At 43.0% G+C, this 17,965-nt stretch carries 16 protein-coding genes; 2 read left to right on the forward strand and 14 right to left on the reverse strand.

The genetic code is table 11. From position 1 onward, the window contains the following. The first annotated feature begins 257 nt into the window (after positions 1-257). On the forward strand, positions 258-1,160 hold the full coding sequence (locus VL121_RS05710; RefSeq protein ID WP_325403077.1) for an alpha/beta hydrolase: 903 nt from the start codon (positions 258-260) through the stop codon (positions 1,158-1,160). An 89-nt stretch (positions 1,161-1,249) separates the two neighbouring features. Here VL121_RS05710 and truA read toward each other — a convergent pair whose 3' ends face one another. After that, positions 1,250-2,002: a tRNA pseudouridine(38-40) synthase TruA gene (gene truA / locus VL121_RS05715; protein WP_325403079.1), complete on the reverse strand. Its 753-nt coding sequence runs from the start codon at positions 2,000-2,002 to the stop codon at positions 1,250-1,252. Positions 2,003-2,313: 311 nt separating this feature from the next. Here truA and VL121_RS05720 point away from each other — a divergent pair, with 311 nt between their 5' ends. Continuing rightward, a complete protein-coding gene (locus tag VL121_RS05720) occupies positions 2,314-3,066 on the forward strand; it encodes a DUF4197 domain-containing protein (RefSeq protein WP_325403081.1) in 753 nt (250 codons plus the stop codon). 94 nt (positions 3,067-3,160) lie between these two features. Here the strand turns inward: VL121_RS05720 and rpiA are convergent, their stop codons facing one another. The 13 genes from rpiA to VL121_RS05785 form a co-directional block, all read right to left on the reverse strand. After that, the gene (rpiA, locus tag VL121_RS05725) at positions 3,161-3,835 is read right to left on the reverse strand and encodes a ribose-5-phosphate isomerase RpiA (RefSeq protein ID WP_325403083.1); all 675 of its coding nucleotides are present in this window, start codon (positions 3,833-3,835) and stop codon (positions 3,161-3,163) included. Positions 3,836-3,848: 13 nt separating this feature from the next. Further along, entirely contained in the window at positions 3,849-4,553 is a 705-nt protein-coding gene (locus VL121_RS05730; protein ID WP_325403085.1) for a DUF3307 domain-containing protein, read from the reverse strand. Further along, positions 4,550-5,182: a hypothetical protein gene (locus VL121_RS05735; protein WP_325403086.1), complete on the reverse strand. Its 633-nt coding sequence runs from the start codon at positions 5,180-5,182 to the stop codon at positions 4,550-4,552. The genes VL121_RS05730 and VL121_RS05735 overlap by 4 nt, the downstream gene beginning before the upstream one ends. 144 nt (positions 5,183-5,326) lie before the next feature. Further along, a complete protein-coding gene (locus tag VL121_RS05740) occupies positions 5,327-8,284 on the reverse strand; it encodes an alpha/beta hydrolase family protein (protein WP_325403088.1) in 2,958 nt (985 codons plus the stop codon). 50 nt (positions 8,285-8,334) lie between these two features. Beyond that, positions 8,335-9,204: a DMT family transporter gene (locus VL121_RS05745; RefSeq protein WP_325403090.1), complete on the reverse strand. Its 870-nt coding sequence runs from the start codon at positions 9,202-9,204 to the stop codon at positions 8,335-8,337. Between the two features lie 82 nt (positions 9,205-9,286). Next, a complete protein-coding gene (locus tag VL121_RS05750; RefSeq protein ID WP_325403092.1) occupies positions 9,287-10,066 on the reverse strand; it encodes a polyprenol monophosphomannose synthase in 780 nt (259 codons plus the stop codon). 58 nt (positions 10,067-10,124) lie between these two features. Then, positions 10,125-10,895, reverse strand: coding sequence for a 3'-5' exonuclease (locus VL121_RS05755; protein WP_325403094.1), 771 nt, complete (start codon positions 10,893-10,895; stop codon positions 10,125-10,127). Between the two features lie 488 nt (positions 10,896-11,383). Then, complete coding sequence (locus VL121_RS05760) at positions 11,384-12,739, reverse strand: OmpA family protein (protein WP_325403096.1); 1,356 nt, start codon at positions 12,737-12,739, stop codon at positions 11,384-11,386. Between the two features lie 75 nt (positions 12,740-12,814). Beyond that, complete coding sequence (locus VL121_RS05765; RefSeq protein WP_325403098.1) at positions 12,815-13,225, reverse strand: septal ring lytic transglycosylase RlpA family protein; 411 nt, start codon at positions 13,223-13,225, stop codon at positions 12,815-12,817. A 152-nt stretch (positions 13,226-13,377) separates the two neighbouring features. Beyond that, positions 13,378-15,075: a L,D-transpeptidase family protein gene (locus VL121_RS05770; RefSeq protein ID WP_325403099.1), complete on the reverse strand. Its 1,698-nt coding sequence runs from the start codon at positions 15,073-15,075 to the stop codon at positions 13,378-13,380. A 242-nt stretch (positions 15,076-15,317) separates the two neighbouring features. Next, positions 15,318-15,587, reverse strand: coding sequence for an HU family DNA-binding protein (locus tag VL121_RS05775; protein ID WP_325403101.1), 270 nt, complete (start codon positions 15,585-15,587; stop codon positions 15,318-15,320). Positions 15,588-15,676: 89 nt separating this feature from the next. Then, the gene (locus VL121_RS05780; protein WP_325403103.1) at positions 15,677-16,540 is read right to left on the reverse strand and encodes a phosphoenolpyruvate hydrolase family protein; all 864 of its coding nucleotides are present in this window, start codon (positions 16,538-16,540) and stop codon (positions 15,677-15,679) included. Positions 16,541-16,706: 166 nt separating this feature from the next. After that, positions 16,707-17,957 (reverse strand): Tm-1-like ATP-binding domain-containing protein, encoded by a 1,251-nt coding sequence (locus VL121_RS05785; protein WP_325403105.1) that lies wholly within the window; start codon positions 17,955-17,957, stop codon positions 16,707-16,709. Positions 17,958-17,965 lie beyond the last annotated feature (8 nt).

Here is a 17,965-nt window from a genome sequence, read left to right on the forward strand (position 1 = left end):
ACTGTTACCCTGGAGTTTTATTGGGTGCAGGACTTGCTTCACAAAAAACATCAGATAAGGTTATACTCCGGTTAAAGTAAATGAAGAGAAGCCCCCGGCTTCGGGTGACAAATCTGCACCTGTAAAACAGGATTTTTATTATACAAATTACCGGTTAGATATGAATAAAAAGGAAGGAATTGCCTCCTGTAGTTGATTGTATTTCCTTTATATTGCAAGGGCTAATAAACCCTGTTTGAAAAGATAAAAATTTTGCCATGCAGATAGGTCAGTACCTCTGTGCGTTTATTATTTTCGTATCCACTTTATTAACTTCCCACCGCAACGGGAATGGTGTTCCGTCATCGGCTAACTATGTAAAGCACGGGGCTGTTACCAGGCACCAGTCCTATACCCGGATACCGGATGTGCAGTACGGTGATGCCGGTAATAATGATAACCTGCTGGATGCGTACTTACCGGATGACAGGAACAGCCATACCAAAGTAATCGTATACATTCATGGCGGAAGCTGGGTACAGGGTGATAAAACGGAGTTCCCAAAACCACTGATAGAAGAGCTGGTAGGTAAACGCAAATACGCACTGGCTTCTTTAAACTACCGCCTGGTAAAAGATGGAAAAAATATTTTCCCCGCACAAATAGAGGATGTAAAAAAAGCGCTGGCTTTTATCTCCGCACACGCTGCCGAATACCGGTATAACGGCAATAGTTTTGCATTAATAGGCGCAAGCGCCGGCGCTCATCTCGCCATGTTGTATGCTTACGGTTATGATAGTTTGAAGCAGGTAAAAACAGTAGTGGATATTTTTGGTCCAACAGATTTGAGTGATGAAACTGTTCGGAAAGCGGGGTCGGAAAGCAATGACATTATTAGCAACTTCCTGGGAACAACGGAGGCATCCGTAAAAATTGTAGAACAGGCCAGTCCTTACTTTCAGCTCACCAGCCAAACGGGTGTTCCCACTATCTTGTTTCATGGCACAGCCGATGAACTGGTACATGTTAACCAGTCGGAAAAATTATATAAGAAACTGCAGGACTTGGGTATTCCCTCGCAAATAAAATTATACCCCGGCGAAAAACACGAACTGCGTCCACCCGTAGCTGCCGGTGTATTTGCCACGATGATTGCCTGGCTGGAGAAATATTACCCGTAAACATACCCCGGCGGCCGACTTACCATCAGCCACTTACTATGTTCAGTACGCGGCGATCAGCATATCACCGCTACTGTAAGTTGCATGGTTTAAGATTGCAGCATAAAATAATCAGAAGGATAATTCACCTTTACTAAAAACAATCCATGACCAGGTACGGCAAAATTCGCTTTGGTGCAATCCCTGCCTGTAATGATTGCATGAAAATTTTCAATACTAACCTTTCCTCTCCCTACCTGTAGCATGGTTCCCACCAACCCTCTTACCATACCTCTTAAGAAACGGCTGGCTTTTACATGATAAACCATATGGTCTTCTTCCCTGCTCCACCGGCTTTCGGCAATATGGCAAATGAAATTTTTTACCTGTGTGTTGCGTTTGGAAAAACTGGTAAAATCCGTATACGTTAATATTGCCGATGCTGCCTGCTGCAACAAATCAAAATTAACAGTATAAGGAAAGTAATAAGCCTGGTTGTACAGGAAGGGGTTTTTATTTTTATACACATGGTAGCTGTATTCCCGGCTTATAGCATCAAACCGGCAATGGGCATTGGCAGCCATAGGAATGATCTGTTTAATAACAATAGCAGGCGGCAGCAGCGCATTAAGATTGTAGATATGCCGCTCCTGTATAGCCTGATCAAAGTTGAAATGAAAAAAATTCTGCAGCGCGTTTACTTCAGCATCCGTTCGCGATGACCCGGTAAGTAATATCTCCTCTTTAAACAAAACAGCCATCGCCTGCCGGATTTCCGATTGTATGGTAACCGCATTTTCCTGTATCTGAAAACCGGCGTACCCTGCACCTGTATATGCTACTTCTATAAAATATCTTTGCATTGCTATAAAGGCTTTAAGCCGGATGACCGCAAAACTAAAGATAAGCGGCATGTAATGAACAGGAATGTTCAATTAAATTCATCCTTGCCCTCACTCCCTTTCCACATTGGCAATAGCATACTACCAACACCAATACCTCACGCCTGATCATACTTTTATCACCCTATTACCGTTAATACAGATAGGGCATTCAACGATGACTGTCTGATGAAACACCATATAAAACCCTGTTTTAGTATATTTTAATCTTTCTTTATGGCAAGCCGCTGCTATGTGGCAGTATATTTGCGAAAGCATTTAAAATCATTCTTATGAAAATCAAAAAAATATTTATTTATCTAACCGTTGTTACATTTTGCGCTTCTTCTTCTGTTCATGCCCAATTGCTTAAAAAAGTGCTGGGTGATAAAAAGGATTCTTCTAATGTGCTCAGTAATGTTTTCGGAAAAGGAACGGGCAATTTAAGTACAGATGATATTGCTGCCGGGCTTAAAGAAGCCCTGTCTGTTGGCGCCGAAAAAGCAGGTAAAAACCTTTCTTCCATAGACGGTTATTTTGCCAATGCCGCTATTAAGATATTAATGCCGGAGGAAGCTAAAAAAGCGGAACAGAAGCTGAGAGCCATCGGGCTGGGCAAACAGGTAGATGAGGCCATCCTTTCGATGAACCGTGCGGCGGAAGATGCTGCCAAATCTGCCGCTCCAATTTTCGTAAATGCCATCAAACAAATGAGCATACAGGATGCAGCGGGCATCTTAAAAGGAGGAGACCATGCCGCTACAAATTACCTGAAAGACAAAACTACTTCTGCACTTACCGAATCTTTTCGCCCGGTGATAGAAAAATCATTAGAAAAGGCAGACGCTACCAAATACTGGAACACGGTATTTTCTGCCTACAATAAGTTTACGGCAGACAAGATCAACCCGGACCTTTCGGCTTATGTAACGGAAAAAGCACTGACCGGAATTTTTTTCCAGGTGGCACAGGAAGAACAGCAGATCAGGAAAGACCCTGTAGCCCGGACATCTGAAATACTAAAGAAAGTATTTGGTTCTAATTAGTATATTACCTGAAGCTGTTGCGGCAGTATGGTTTATTAACGCGTTTCAATAATAAATACAGCCGGAACATATCTTTGTCTTTTATCTGAAGGACTTATTGCATATCAGAAAACTCCTTTACCGTGCCATCGTCACAACCCAGTATTACCCTCGTGGCCATTTTCACAAAAAGCCCGTTATCCACAACGCCGGGGATATTATTGATCCGCTGCTCCAGAACGGCAGGTTCAGGAATAGAATCAAAATGGCAATCCAGTATATAATTACCGCTATCCGTAATAAATATTTTCGCATCTTTTTCTCTTAGTGATGTGCCACAGCCCAATAACGCCAGTTGCCGGGCAGTATGCTGCCATCCAAAAGGGATGATCTCTACCGGCAGCGGAAATTTTCCCAGCACATCCACCCGCTTGTTGTTACCGGCAATAACAATAAATTCCCGGCTGGCTGCGGCAACAATCTTTTCTCTTAACAAAGCCCCTCCCCCTCCTTTCACCAGGTTCATGCGGTCATCTATTTCATCGGCGCCGTCTATATCCATATCAATATGATCAACCGTATCTAAGGCAACAATAGTTATTCCGCATTGCAGCGCTATTTTTTCCGTTTCTGCTGATGTGGCCACTGCCGTAACCTGCAACCCCTGTTTCACTTTTTCCGCCAGGTACTGTATTGCCCAGTAGGCCGTAGAACCCGTTCCGAGGCCTACAATCATTCTGTCTTTAATATGCCCCACGGCTTTATAGGCCGCAGCCTGTTTCGCATTCATATCATTTCAATTTTTAAGTGGCAATGTGTTTTACAATAATACCTGTTATTACGGATATGGAAAAGCTGATCAGCGACCCGATTAAAACATATTCCGTTTTCTCTTCCTGCCTGTCTTTTTCACTAAACCGGAGCAAGCCCTTTGCCGTAATTAAAAGCCCGATAGCCGCGTATTGATCCTGCAGCAGAAACGTGAGAATAAGTATACGTTCTACAATACCGATCCATTTCCCTGCATTAGCCAGTCCGGCGCTGCGGGGTAACTGGTCGCTCCATTTGCGGGTCATTTGCCCGATCATTATACCTGCCGGGAAACTCAAAAATATATAAGCGGTGGTAAGCAACCAAAATGTATTATCGCCTCTCATTAACCGGAGCCATTCCTTTATATCCGCTAAGGCATAAAAAGCATAATACCAGCAGGCTATAATAACCAGCAGGTGCATGAACTGGTCAATTAAAAAATATACAACTGTTTGAGGGCGGTAAGATTTCCAGCCATCAATAAGGGTGTGTGATATAAAGATCGCGAGGCCCAACTGCCAGTACTGAAAACCTATGAACATAAGCGCCAATAATGCCGCTATCAAAGTATGCAGGTAAAGCCAGGGAGATAAAAAATGTTGAGCGCAACGGTTATCCACCCATTTTTTAGGTTGGAATATAAAATCGGCCAGCAGGTGCGACAGTATTAGTTTTATTAGCCAGAGTGTGCTCATGCCAGGTTAAATTGAGTAATGACCTGATTGTATTCGTACAGCAGTTTTTCCATTTCCGGCCATCCGGCCGAACGCGCATGTTTGTTGATGGTGGACTGCTCTCTTTTTAATTTTTTCGATATTTGAGTTTGTGTCTGTTCCTTCAAAAGCTCCACCACCACTTCTGCCTGCTTGGATGTTAAGCGTTTCAGAATATAATCTGAAAAATTTGCAATAACCCTGAAAGCAATATTGGCATTGGCATTTGCCGACTGAATCCATAACCGCTGATCGTCTTTTAACTGGTCAAACATTCTTCCTGATAAAACAAACGCCTCACTATTAGCGGTTCGCAAACTGCGTACAGGAGCAGTCACTTTCCCAATACCGATACTGATCCGGACATCATATATATCAGAAAGTCTTTTGGCAGTGGCTCTTAACTGAAAAGATAATTTTAATGCGGCCAGCGGATCTCCGGCATACGCCTGGAAGCTATCGCCCCGGTAAAATTCGAATGTATGATTTTTTAAAACGGCGCTAAGCTGTGTTACCAGTTTTTTGCCCATAGTGGCTACGGAGGCCGTGGAGTTTACAATATCAGCGGTTATAACAGCGGCAACAGGCATACCCATTTGTTTGTTTTTCAAATATAGCCTAAAAAGGCGATATTCATAAAATATAGCCTAAAAAGGCGATATTCATAAAATATAGCTTAAAAAGGCGATATTCATAAAATGTCCTTCAAATTATACGGTTTATAAAAAACTGAAAAAATTATCCACCACGCCGTGTTATTGCTGCATATCTTCCAACCCCCATACTTTTCCTTTCATAGTGGCAGGAACGCCTTCGCTCAGCCATTGCGCCGGACGCTGCCCTTTCAGCAACCAGTCAAAAAATTGCTGCTCCCTGATCTGTATGTCCTTCCTGTTCTTTCTTTCCATTAAGTTATGTTCTTCACCATTGTAATTGAGCAGCCATACGGGTTTGCCCAAACGCCGGAGCCCGGTAAACAATTCAATACCCTGGTACCAGGGTACCGCTCCATCGTTATCGTTGTGCATGATCACCAGCGGCGTACGCACTTTTGGCAAATGAAATAAGGGTGAGTTCTCAATATATAATTGCGGCTTTTCCCATAAGGTAGCGCCTATCCTGCTTTGCGTTCTTTCGTATTGGAACTGCCTGTTCATACCGGTTGCCCACCGTATACCACCATAGGCGCTCGTCATATTACTCACCGGGGCGCCTGCCCATGCAGCCTTAAATAATTGAGTTTGCGTAATCACATAAGCCGTTTGATAACCGCCCCAGCTTTGTCCCTGCAAGCCCATGCGTGTACTGTCGGCCCATCCCTTTTTAACCAATGCCCTTGCGCCGCTTACAATATAATTATAAGCGCTTTTACCGGGGTGTCCGGTAGTGTAGGAAATATCGGGAACAAAAACAATATAGCCCCTGCTCACAAAAAAAGAAATATTCAAACGGCTGGGGGTAGGCGCAGGAGGAATATACTGGTACAATCCGTCACTCAGCTTTTCATAAAAATAACAGATGACAGGATATTTTTTCTTCGGATCAAAATCTCCCGGTTTATATACAATACCTGTTGCCTGCTTTCCATTATAGGCTTTCCATTGAAATAGCTCTGCGGTACCCCAGTTGTAATCTGCCTGCCGGGCATTAATAGCGCTCAGCTTTGTTTCTTTCTGCCAATCTGTATTTACATAAAGGTCGGGAGAGTTTACATAGCTTTCTTTGGTATAGATATAAGTGTTGCTGTCTTCTGCTTTAGCCAGCCTGTTATTGATGGCAAAGGCGCCATGTACTACGGTACGAGGCTGGGCTGTACTTAGCATTTTACAGGTAGCCAGTCCCGCGTGTTTATTATTTTCCGAAAACATGTGCAGCAATATTTCCTGTGCGGGGGAAATGAATTTCTCATCCGGGTTGGTGCGGATATACCTGTACGTTATTTTATTTTTTCGTCCTTCCCCGGCGGTAATATTAACAGGAGGCACCACCGCGTCAGGATCGAGCTGCCAGATATCGAATTTGTCGTATACCAGCACGGCCAGGTCGCTCTGCGTCCAGCCCATTATCCCATAGGAAGAAGGCTCGGTGGGCATATCAAAATCTTCATCATATAATTTTGTTTTAACGCCTGAAGAAATGTTCTTTATTTTATTATTTCTCCAGGTAAAATACTGGCGAACTTTAGCATCATACCACAGTACATATTTGCCATCCGGCGATGCGCTAACATACCCTGAAAGATTTTCCTTAATCAATTTCCTCGAACCGCTTTTCGGGTCTATTACATATATATCCTTTAATGTTCTCCCCTCCCATTGCATGGCAATCCGTTTGCCTGCATCGGTTATGCCCACAAAAAAATCTGCATCGCCTTCTTTACCCAGTAATACATCGGGCATTTCTTTATCTCCCAGCTGAACAAAGCTTTTAGTATTTAAGTCAACCATTGCGGGGTAACTTTTTTTAAGCTCCCTGTCCATGTTCTTCAACTGCATAGTTTGCAGGTAGTCGTCCTTATAATTCCAGATGTCCACTTTCACGAGGTCAATATCAATGAGCGTTGTATCTTTTGGAGGCTGAACCGGTGCAGTACCTACAAACAGCCGCTTACCCGATTTGCTGAAATGCAGGTTCGTGTTTTCACTTATGTTCCAGCCAACGGGCATACCGGCAATGTTTTTATCGGCAATCATCAACGCGCTATCGTATCCGTTTTGCCAGTACCACAGCTTGTACAATTGCTGTAATGCTTTGGCGCTGCTGTCTCTTTCAGCAACAAAGGCTAACCGGTACCCTTCTTCATCAATGGCATAATGCCGGAAATCATTTCCTCCTTTCATAATCGTATCGAACCTGTTCTCCGTTGTTCTGAAAATACATACCGTGGGTTTCCGTAAGCTGTCTTTCTTTGCCGTTGTTGTTTCCGTAACCAGGATATTCCCTGTTTTACTCCAGATGTATTCACTTACAAAATGAACCGTTTGTTTAACGCTATCGCGTAAATTATAAATAATCAATGCCGTTCCTTCTTCTTTTTTCGGACCAACGCCCGGTACTTCATCCGCATCGTTACCATTGAAATACGGATCATCCGATACAACTGTTCTATTATCATTTTTTATAACCGGCGGATTGGTAACCTTCCGTCTTTTCTTAGCCTGTTCAACCGTAGGCTCTTTAACAGCTTTTTTTAATGAATCTATTTTCATTGCCAGCGGGCCGGGTACTCCTTTCTTTTGGGAACTGTCGGGTACCGGCTTTTCTATTTGCCAGGCTACCCATTGGGCGTTTTTTTCCGGTATTTTATACGATTTAACACGGGCTTCTTTTACAACAACCCCCTTACCTAACTCAACAATAGCTAATGAATCTTTGGGTGAATCATCGGGCGTTTTCTTTTTTATACGGGCCTGCCTTATATCAGTATAAGTTGGTTTTATCTTAAAAACAGCATACCGGCTGTCTTCTGTTATCGTTACATCATAGCCACGGGGTATGGTTTCCCTGTATGGCATATGGGAAGACTGTATAACCAGCGTGCCATCTCCTTCCTGTACGTCAATCGTATATATGATCCATCTGCCGTTGTTACTTATCTTACGTTCGCCAATAGACTGCCAGTTGTCGTATACGGTATGATCAAGCGGTTTTTTATTTTGTGCATGTACATCTGCTGTCAGCAGTATTACTATAACAAAAAATATCCTTCCCATATTCATTTTAAATTTTCTGAATCAGTTCGCAAGATAAGATTAAACTTCTTTTATCCCCTCCGGCGGTACAGCCTGAGTGTTTGCAAAACCACGGTCAGGAGTATCAGGGATACACCATAATAGAAACCGCCGCCCAGGTATTCATTTTCTTTATAAACGATAAAAGCCAACGCAATGCCGTATATAGGCTCAAGATTATAGCTGAGGTTTACCGCGAATGGAGATATTTTTTTTAACGCCTGAAGCGACAGGTTAAAAGCAAGCACCGTGCAAAGCCAGCTCAGCACCAGCAGCCATAAAAAATCGGAAACCGTTGGCAAAATATGGTCACCGGGAAAATGGCTGATATAAAAAGGCATTCCTAAAGTTAATATAATAAGCGCGCCCGTAAGCTCGTAAAACGTAAGGCTTTGAGGAGATAACTGTTCAATTAATTTTTTATTAAAGACCGGAAATAATGCGGCAAACAAAGAAGATATAATGCCCAGCAGTATCCCCAGCTTGTACTGTTTATCAAAATGAAAAATCAACCATATACCCGCAATAGCCAAAGCGCCGTACAGCACCTCTATCCAATCCAGTTTTTTTCGCAGGATCAATGGCTCAAAAAAGGCGGAGAAAAAACCGATAGCAGAAAAACATACCAGTGCAACAGATACATTGGCGTATTTAATACTGCCATAAAAAAACACCCAGTGTAAGGCCACAACAGCACCTGTGCCCAGTATACGAAAATGCAGTGAAAGCGAAGCTTTTTGCAGGCGGCCTGTAAATAAAAAAATGACGGCCAATGTGCATGAAGTAATAAAAAGCCGCCACCATACCAGCCATCCTTCATTAAGTGTAATTAACCTGCCCAAAATGCCTGTAAAACCCGCCAGGAATATGGCCGCATGCAAAGACAAAAAAGCCTTCTTCATTAAAAAAACTGATTAATGATATACAACGGAAAGGGGCGCCGCGGTACTAAACACCATGTTATATACGGCTAACCGTTGCAGCTTAGCTTAATGCTTCAGCGCGGAGCGTTGATGCGGGTATAAAGGTATTGCGTACTTTTCGGCGGTAGTTCTTAAACATGCTTTGCCACTGTATTTTAAGCACGCCCAATATGCCTTCCTTTACAATATTTTTATTCATTTTTGAAGTGCCGAATTTCCGGTCAACAAAAGTGATAGGAATTTCAATAACTTTAAAGCCAAGTTTCCAGGCGGCAAATTTCATTTCTATCTGGAACGCGTAACCGACAAAGTTAACCTGATCAAAATTAATCGTTTCCAGCACTTCTTTCCTGTAGCAAATAAAGCCGGCGGTAGGGTCTTTAACAGGCATCCAGGTGAGTATCCGTGTGTACAACGCGCCACCCTTGGAAAGCACATTTCTGTAACGGCTCCAGTTCACCGTTTCACCTCCTTTTACATAGCGTGAACCTACCACTACATCCGCGTTTCGTGTACAAGCCTGGTATAATCGCTCAAGGTCTTTGGGGTTATGCGAAAAATCCGCATCCATCTCAAAAATATACCTGTATCCCCTGTCTATCGCCCATTTAAATCCGTAAATATAGGCTGTACCGAGGCCCTGTTTGCCTTCCCGTACCTGCAGGAACAACTGACCGGGATAGTTGTTTTGCATTTCACGCACCAGTGCGGCAGTACCATCGGGAGAGTTATCATCAACAACCAAAACATGAAAATCCAAATTCATGCCTAAAATAGCATGAAGAACAGGCTTAATATTCTCGCTCTCGTTATACGTAGGTATGATCACCAGTTTTTCCAACAGATATTATATTTTATACGCTATAAAATTAGTTAATGTGTCGTTTTTAAAATTGATTTTACGCTTTCTTTAACAAGGTGCGGTTAAGTATTTCAGTAAGTTTTTGCTTGGTATGCATGGGAAAATCTCCTTTCATCATCCAGTCGTAATATTGCGGTTCGGCTTTAAGTACTTCGGTTACGGCCCTGCCCTTGTGTTTCCCGAAATTAAAGATTTCTATCCCATTTTCCATAATAAACCGGCGGGCAAAATCCACAATTTGTTCCTGCCCGGTAAATTTGATAATAGATTCCACTGTGGAACCTGCCTGGGGATACCGCTGCAGTTGCGATTCCAGTATTTCAAAAGTGGCTACGGCGTCAACTTCTGCGCTATGCGCGTTATCAAGGTCTTTATCACAATAAAACTTATACGCAGCGCTTAATGTACGGGGTTCCATCATGTGATAGAGCTTTTGTACATCCAGCAAATGCCGGCTGGTAACATCAAACTCCAATCCCGAGCGCAAAAATTCTTCTACCAGTAAAGGAAGGTCAAAACGATTGGAATTGTATCCCGCCAGATCACAATTATCTAAAAACTGGCGTATCTCATTGGCAACCTGCTTAAATGAAGGCGCATCCTTAATCATATCGTCAGTAATGCCATGGATATCAGAAGAGGCTTTAGGTATAGGCATCTGCGGATTAAGCAGTTTTCTCTTTACCACACGACTCCCATCCGGCTGAATTTTTACAATAGCTAATTCAACAATACGATCAACAGCAAGGTTTACTCCGGTTGTTTCCAGATCAATGACAGCTAATGGACGGGTTAATTGTAATGGCATATCAATAACAAGAATTATTTAATGCGGCAAAATAGTTAAAAATATAATACTATCGGCGTTCTGTTAACATAAGTCAAACAAATCTGTACTTCCCGGAAAAAGCGTTATTAAGTTTGTTTAATAAGCTTAATAGATGTTTATTTGCATGTCTCTTTACGTAACCGCGTATTTCCAATCCCCCCTGAAAAATAACATTATCTCCTACTCCTACGGGCGCCATGCTTGTAAATGTTATTGTTTTACCTAAAAAACTTCAAAATGAAAAAAATTTTTGCTATCGCACTATTTGCTATCGTGCTGGGAGCCACCTTTACTTCATGCACTTCTTCAAGAGGCGGCTGTAAAGCTACACAAGGAATGGTTGGTTATAAATAAATTCTTTTACTGCAAATATTATTACCCAGGTTATCATTCTTAATGGTAACCTTTTTTAAACAGAAAGACCCCGGCTAATATCAACCGGGGTCTTTTTTATCTTCGGAAAACAATTAATTATAGTGCAGTTTCAGGTCTACGCGGCGGTTTTGAGCACGACCTGCAGCGGTTTTATTATCTGCAATAGGTTGGTCCTGTCCAAAACCTGCGGATATCAGGCGGGTAGGATCAACGCCTCCTTTGGCAACAAGATAATCTACCACAGACTGCGCTCTCTGTTCACTCAGAGTCTGGTTCTTATCCGGTTTACCGGTGTTATCCGTATGTCCTTCAACATCCAATTTAAGATTAGGATCTTCATTAAGGATTTTTGCCACTTCAGCAAGCGACTTGAATGATTTTGCCAGCAGTTTGGAACTGCCTGTAGCAAAAAAAACGTTCTTTGCTGCCACATCAATACGCTTCTTCACTTCTTCCTTAATTTCGGGGCAACCCTGGTTGCTTGCCGGACCAGCCAGTGCCGGGCATTTGTCTTCTTCGTCATTTACACCATCGCCATCGGTATCCGGTATAGGACAACCATTGTATTTGGCTACACCTGCTTCATTAGGGCATTTATCTTCTTCATCATTTATTCCATCGCCATCAGTATCCGGTATAGGGCAACCATTATATTTTTCAAGACCTTTTACGGTGGGGCATTTGTCATCCTTATCAGGTATGCCATCACCATCGGTATCGGGGCAGCCGTTGAACTGAGCCAACCCTGCAACATTGGGGCATGCATCCAGCGAATCCACTATACCGTCATTATCCGTATCGGCTGGCGGCGGTGGCGGAGGAATAACCTTAGGCTCTTTTTTCTCAAATAAAGAACCCGCCACACCTAAACTATAAAACAAATGATTAGCAGTGGTACCTGTGGTTACCGCAACACGGTATTGCGCATTAAAATTAATAAACGCCTGGTCTAATAAATTAACCTGCACACCCAGACCCAATGGCACATATGCGCCCCAATAGCCATTCCATTGAGAACCGCCAATACCTGCAGTTAAATAAGGCGTAACCCAATACCTGTCGCTAAGCAGCTTGGCGTTAATACTGGCATCCAGTTCGGCAAGCAGTTTATCATTACCGCCCTGTGGCTTATCCGGCACAGGGTAGTCTGTGAAGGTACCGCCTAAGCGGGCCATGAAATCAAAATGGTTGGTAAGGCCCTGGAAGTAAGATAATGCCAACCCCGGGCTCATACGTCCTGTTTTATACCATTGCTTGTCTTTTAGTACCTGGTTCAGGGAAGTATTCTTTAAATCCTGTGCCGTTTTAAAATCATGAAAAGTAAATGCAAAACCAAATGCCGGTTTCTTTTTGTAAGGATTTTTGATGGCATTTTCCTGGGCAAAAGCGGTGCTGAGTATGCCCATTGCCAATAAGCTCACTAACAGTTTTCTCATAAGTTTTCTCATAAATTATAATTTAATTAAAAGTTATGCAAAGGTATAAGGTTGATTATTAACGTTCCAAATTATTAACTTGTTTTATTATTGTCTTTCAGCCTGTTGCGGTTTATTAATGATCTCTATACGTACGCTTGTAAGCCCTTTTTTGATGAACCCCAATTTTTGCGCTGCAGCCTTTGAAACATCAATCGTCCGTTTGTTTTTGCGATGCATCCGGTCGGTAATCTGAACTATGACGGTTTTTTTGTTTGAAAGGTTGCTTACCTTCACCCATGTACCCAGCGGATAGCAGTTAGCCGCGGCTGTAAGCTTATGGCGGTCGTATTTTTTTCCATTAGCCATCATCCTTCCCTGGAATTTATCTGCATAAAAACTAGCTATGCCCTGCTGAACCGCAACATGTTTGCCGGTTTTCTTAGCCGGGGAATGCTGTGCTACTGTACACGTACAGCTACAAAACAGCGAAATAAATAACAATTGAAATGGTTTCATTAAACCTTTTTTCCTGATGAAACAAGAAGCATCCTGTAAAACTGGTACCGCAGTTATCTTCTCCGGGAGCAGGCGTGCCTTTATTGAGGCGTATAAATCATTATCAGGGTCTGTCTTACAGGTTTACCCCGGTAAACAGTGAATTGTAGCGGCTATAACGTAAGCAGGTTATATTTATTGCTAAACCAGGCCTGCCGGGACATTTTATCTTCTGCATACACATCATCAAAAAACACAAGGCGCCCGTCTCGGGCTTCGCAGGTTATATAACGTATGAAAATAGGTATTTTCTGAGAAAAATTCACGGTGTGCTTTTCTTTTCTTTTCATCCACGCAGCTAAGGTATCCGGTTTGTAACGAAGCGAATCATTTTTCACCAGGTATTTAGATAGCTTATCCCACTGCTGCACCCGCACACATCCGTGGCTGAGTGCCCGGTTTGTTTTTGAAAAAAGCCAGCGGGCATTGGTATCATGCAAATACACGCTGTACTTATTCCGGAAATTAAATTTTATAACGCCCAGGGAATTATCATCACCTTCCCGCTGCTTCAGCAGGTAAGGGAAATAATTTTTGTTTAACCGGAACCAGTTAATGGTATGAGGATCTATGATGCTGTCATTTTTATCAACTACCATCAGGTTTTGCTTATCAAGATATGCCACATTTTCCCTGATTTTAGGCAGCATTTCTTTAAATATAATACTATAGGGTACCGTCCATTGCGGAAAAATAATAAAATTGGTAAGTGTACTGGTAAGCAATGGCGTTCTTGTCTGGGGCTGCCCCACAATTATTTTTGATTCCAGCTTTAGGGTATCGGTATCCCATAAGCGCAACTGGTAAGCAGGAATATTTACCCACAGGTACCGCTGCGGCATGGTATCGGGCAATTGCTTGTACCGGTCTAAATTAATAGCAATGGTTTTAAATTTCTCCTGGTCATTATTATTGAGCGACTTCACTACCATTGTACCGGCTTTGCCATCCACTTTCAGGTCATTTTCTTTTTGATACCCTTTTACGGCTGCGGTTAATGCTGCCGTATCGGCCGCCCTGTCATTAAATGATATATATCCGCCTTCGTACAGGCGGGTTTGCAGGTTTTTGATAAAATTCAGTGAATCTGCCGGGTCGGTAAAAGGGTAATACAGGTAGGTGTACTTCGTTCGGTTCATTGAATCCAGGAAGCTTTTTAATGCGCCCCGTAATTCCACGTATCCCTCGTGGTGAGGCTCAAGTGCTTCAAGCAAAGGCGTAAGTGCTTTGCTGCTGTGTACCTGCTTTAATAAGGCTACATAAAAGGAATCGGTAATTACGGAATCTTTCCTGAGCGTAACACTATCTTTTTCCAGCCTTCCCAGCTTAATATCCTTAACGATTTGCATAAACGCGTCTGTAAATAACAGGTCGCCGCGTGCCCACATCGCCGCGTCCAGCATAGCCGTAGAATCTGTTTTTAATTTGTGGTGAATAATATCCAAATGGCTGAAATGGTAATCTGAAGGAAACAAACCATACTTTTCACTTTGCCGGATAAAATAGTATAAGGAATCAGCCATAGGCAACCATCGCTCCTGGTCGCTCCAGGTACGCAGGGAATCAAGCCCGGTATACCATAACTTTACTACCGGCAGCATATTAAATATCAGGCTATCATTTAGCTTTCCGTTATGCTCCGAGGCGAAAGCCATTGTAATGGCAATATTTTCATTGGTCTTTTTATTCAAATTTTCGGGCTTGCTAACCATTTCCACTGCTTTAGGCGCCTGCGAAGCTTCATTGCAGGCAAATAATAATAGTACCGGCACCAATATCCGGCATATGCTTTTACAGCATTGTTTTATCATGAGCTGGGTTGAATTGAAATGGGGGAAATGCATCAGGCTGATCACAGATTGAATGTAAATTGCATAATAATGTCTGAAATAACAAGCACGTTTCACCATTATTATGCTTCACACCATTTTTTTACTGCCTGGGTTTCTTTTATTAGCATTAAACAATCCGATATAGCTTATATGCCGCAGTTAGCAAAAGCAAAGAGGCTGCACAATTACGGCAGCCTCTTTAAAAAATAAAATGCTGGTAATTATATTTTTCCCGCCAATTCTTTACCTGCTTTAAAGCGGGCCACTTTCTTTGCTTTGATTTTAATAACAGCGCCTGTTTGCGGATTACGGCCGTTACGGGCTGCACGTTTGGAGACAGAAAAAGTGCCAAATCCTACAAGCGTTACTTTATTACCTTTCTTTAAGGTTTTTGCAACCGCTTCGGTAAATGAATCTAATACGGCGCCGGCTTGTTTCTTGGTAATGGCAGCGTCAGCGGAAATTTTTTCGATTAATTCTCCTTTGTTCATGATAGTATGTATTTATTGGGTTAGAATGCAAATATAGTTGAAGTAAATGCTTCTGATCAGGTAAAAAATATTTTTTACAGAGAATTTCGTCACATTTGTAAGGTAAGCGATTTAAATTTCCGCGTTAAGTCGGTTAAGGATTTTTCAACGCCCATCCGTTCCAGGGAAGATGCGCCAACAAAGCCATGCACCGCTGTTTTATCCAATACCATACGTACATCTTCGGGTGTATTAATAGGTCCGCCATGTGCCAGGAAAAAAATACCGGGATTTACTTTTTTGCCGGCTTCCATAATTTCGCGGGTACGCGCTATGGCATCATCCATTGTACAGGAAGCGCCTGTAACGCCCACCGAGCCGCCTACGGTAGTACCCACATGCGAAATAATAGCATCGGCGCCTGCTTCCGCCATTTGTATGGCTTCTGCTGCTTTAGCTACATACACAATAGAGAACAAATCCATTTTAGTAGCCAGCCTTACCATTTCCACTTCCTTGTCAAAACCCATCCCTGTTTCTTCTAAAACCTGCCTGAAATGGCCGTCAACAATACAATGCGTAGGAAAATTATTGACGCCCGAAAAGCCCATTTCCTTCACCTTTAATAAATGATGCCACATCCTGCGGCGGGGATCGGAACCATGTACGCCGCAAATCACTGGAATTTCTTCCACCACCGGCAGCACTTCAAACTCACCGATATTCATGGCTTCGGCATTCGCATCTCCATACGCCATTAGTCCGGCGGTAGAACCATGTCCGGCCATGCGAAAGCGGCCCGAATTATATATGATGAGCAGGTCTGCACCACCCTTCTCAATAAATTTAGCGCTAATGCCCGTGCCCGCACCGGCGGCAATAATCGCCTTGTTTTGATCAACCGTTTTTTGTAATCGTTCCCTCACTTCCTGTTTCGTATAAGGATTTCCCTTTCCAGTCCATGGATTTGCCATAATTATTTATTTATGCTTTTATTTTTTTTCTATTATGCTCCTTTGTTCCTATTGTGTCTATATGTTTTTTCAGCACATAGCATCATAGGTACATATAGGGTCTTGAACCCTCCATTGTGTCTTATGTTTCTATGTGTTAATGTTCTCTTCATCATATAGGAGATAGCTAAACTGTATTGAACTGCTCCTGCCGCTTTTTCATCACTTGTAACAATGCGCTTACCAGCATAGCCGAAAATTGCGGGTCATTGATATGCGCATCCGCTTCAATAACAGCTATCGTTGCTTTGGTATTTTTCTTTATTGTATCAAATAAAACCCTGTTAATTTCCGGACTGTAAAACACCCCTCCTTCGGCATCTACCTGCGAAATACCTTTTGCCGGCAATACAACCGTTACCGGCGCTTCCGAACGGTTTATTTTCTGCGCCAGTCTTTCACCCAGTATTTTATTCTCTTCTTTGTTGGTTCGCATTAAAGTTACATCCGGTGCCCAGTTATACAATTCCCGTAATTGGTATTGTGCAGGCACTGTATCCGGTTGCGCAAAATTCACCATATCCAAACAGCCGGGCACCACCACCTGGGGAATGCCCATTTCGGCGGCGGCGTTCAGCCTGTCGGGCCCCGCGCTGCAAATGCCTCCGCATAAATCATCCGCCAGTTCGGTAGTAGTAATATCTAAAATGGCGTCAAAACATTTTTCCCGGATCAGCGACTCCATTGTTTTGCCGCCAACCCCGTTAGCATGAAAAGCCAGCACTTCATACCCCTGCTTCCTTAATAGCTCACTGCATTGGTCTACACAGGCCGATGTATTACCAAACATACTGATCGCAATAGTTCCGGCAACCGTACCTGTTTTCTCGCCCGTTATTTTTGCCATGGCGCATATGGCTGCCGCGGCACGCCGGATTAGAAGCTTGCTGATATTGTTCAGTCCGGCCACATCAACAATGGAGGGCATTAACACAATATCCTTACTTCCCATTTGCCTCGACAGGTCTTTGGCAGCCAGGGTGCTCAAACAAAGTTTGGGTATACTTAACGGAATTTCCTGCATGGCGGAAAGCGCGATATAAGTACCGCCGCCACCGCCCATTCCAATTGCTGCTTTTATTTTGTTTGCCGATACCAGCCCGGCTACCAGCTTCGCCGCTCCCCTGCCCATCACGTCTACCGCATGGCCCCGGTCTCCTCCTTTTCTTAAAGCCGTTATGGCATAACCACCTTCCAATGCCACCTGGTCTGATTCAATGTCAACGGGGAAGTCTTTCGTAGTTCCCATTACCCCGGTATTCATCGTTATCACTTTTTCTCCCAACCCTGTAATGCAGTTCCGGAGAAAGGAAAAATCTTCACCTTTCGTATCAAAACATCCCAGTATTAAAACACATTTATTATTGTGAGACATCATTTATTTCA

Source organism: Agriterribacter sp. (assembly GCF_035497235.1).
GTDB lineage: Bacteria > Bacteroidota > Bacteroidia > Chitinophagales > Chitinophagaceae > Agriterribacter.

Excerpts from the sequence above, each read along its gene's own strand:
- VL121_RS05755 (WP_325403094.1), bottom strand. The coding sequence starts at position 10,895 with ATGCCATTACAATTAACCCGTCCATTAGCTGTCATTGATCTGGAAACA.
- VL121_RS05765 (WP_325403098.1), bottom strand. The coding sequence starts at position 13,225 with ATGAAACCATTTCAATTGTTATTTATTTCGCTGTTTTGTAGCTGTACG.
- VL121_RS05720 (WP_325403081.1), top strand. The coding sequence starts at position 2,314 with ATGAAAATCAAAAAAATATTTATTTATCTAACCGTTGTTACATTTTGC.
- VL121_RS05740 (WP_325403088.1), bottom strand. The coding sequence starts at position 8,284 with ATGGGAAGGATATTTTTTGTTATAGTAATACTGCTGACAGCAGATGTA.
- VL121_RS05775 (WP_325403101.1), bottom strand. The coding sequence starts at position 15,587 with ATGAACAAAGGAGAATTAATCGAAAAAATTTCCGCTGACGCTGCCATT.
- VL121_RS05760 (WP_325403096.1), bottom strand. The coding sequence starts at position 12,739 with ATGAGAAAACTTATGAGAAAACTGTTAGTGAGCTTATTGGCAATGGGC.
- VL121_RS05730 (WP_325403085.1), bottom strand. The coding sequence starts at position 4,553 with ATGAGCACACTCTGGCTAATAAAACTAATACTGTCGCACCTGCTGGCC.
- VL121_RS05780 (WP_325403103.1), bottom strand. The coding sequence starts at position 16,540 with ATGGCAAATCCATGGACTGGAAAGGGAAATCCTTATACGAAACAGGAA.
- truA (WP_325403079.1), bottom strand. The coding sequence starts at position 2,002 with ATGCAAAGATATTTTATAGAAGTAGCATATACAGGTGCAGGGTACGCC.
- VL121_RS05785 (WP_325403105.1), bottom strand. The coding sequence starts at position 17,957 with ATGATGTCTCACAATAATAAATGTGTTTTAATACTGGGATGTTTTGAT.
- VL121_RS05745 (WP_325403090.1), bottom strand. The coding sequence starts at position 9,204 with ATGAAGAAGGCTTTTTTGTCTTTGCATGCGGCCATATTCCTGGCGGGT.
- VL121_RS05710 (WP_325403077.1), top strand. The coding sequence starts at position 258 with ATGCAGATAGGTCAGTACCTCTGTGCGTTTATTATTTTCGTATCCACT.
- VL121_RS05770 (WP_325403099.1), bottom strand. The coding sequence starts at position 15,075 with ATGATAAAACAATGCTGTAAAAGCATATGCCGGATATTGGTGCCGGTA.
- rpiA (WP_325403083.1), bottom strand. The coding sequence starts at position 3,835 with ATGAATGCGAAACAGGCTGCGGCCTATAAAGCCGTGGGGCATATTAAA.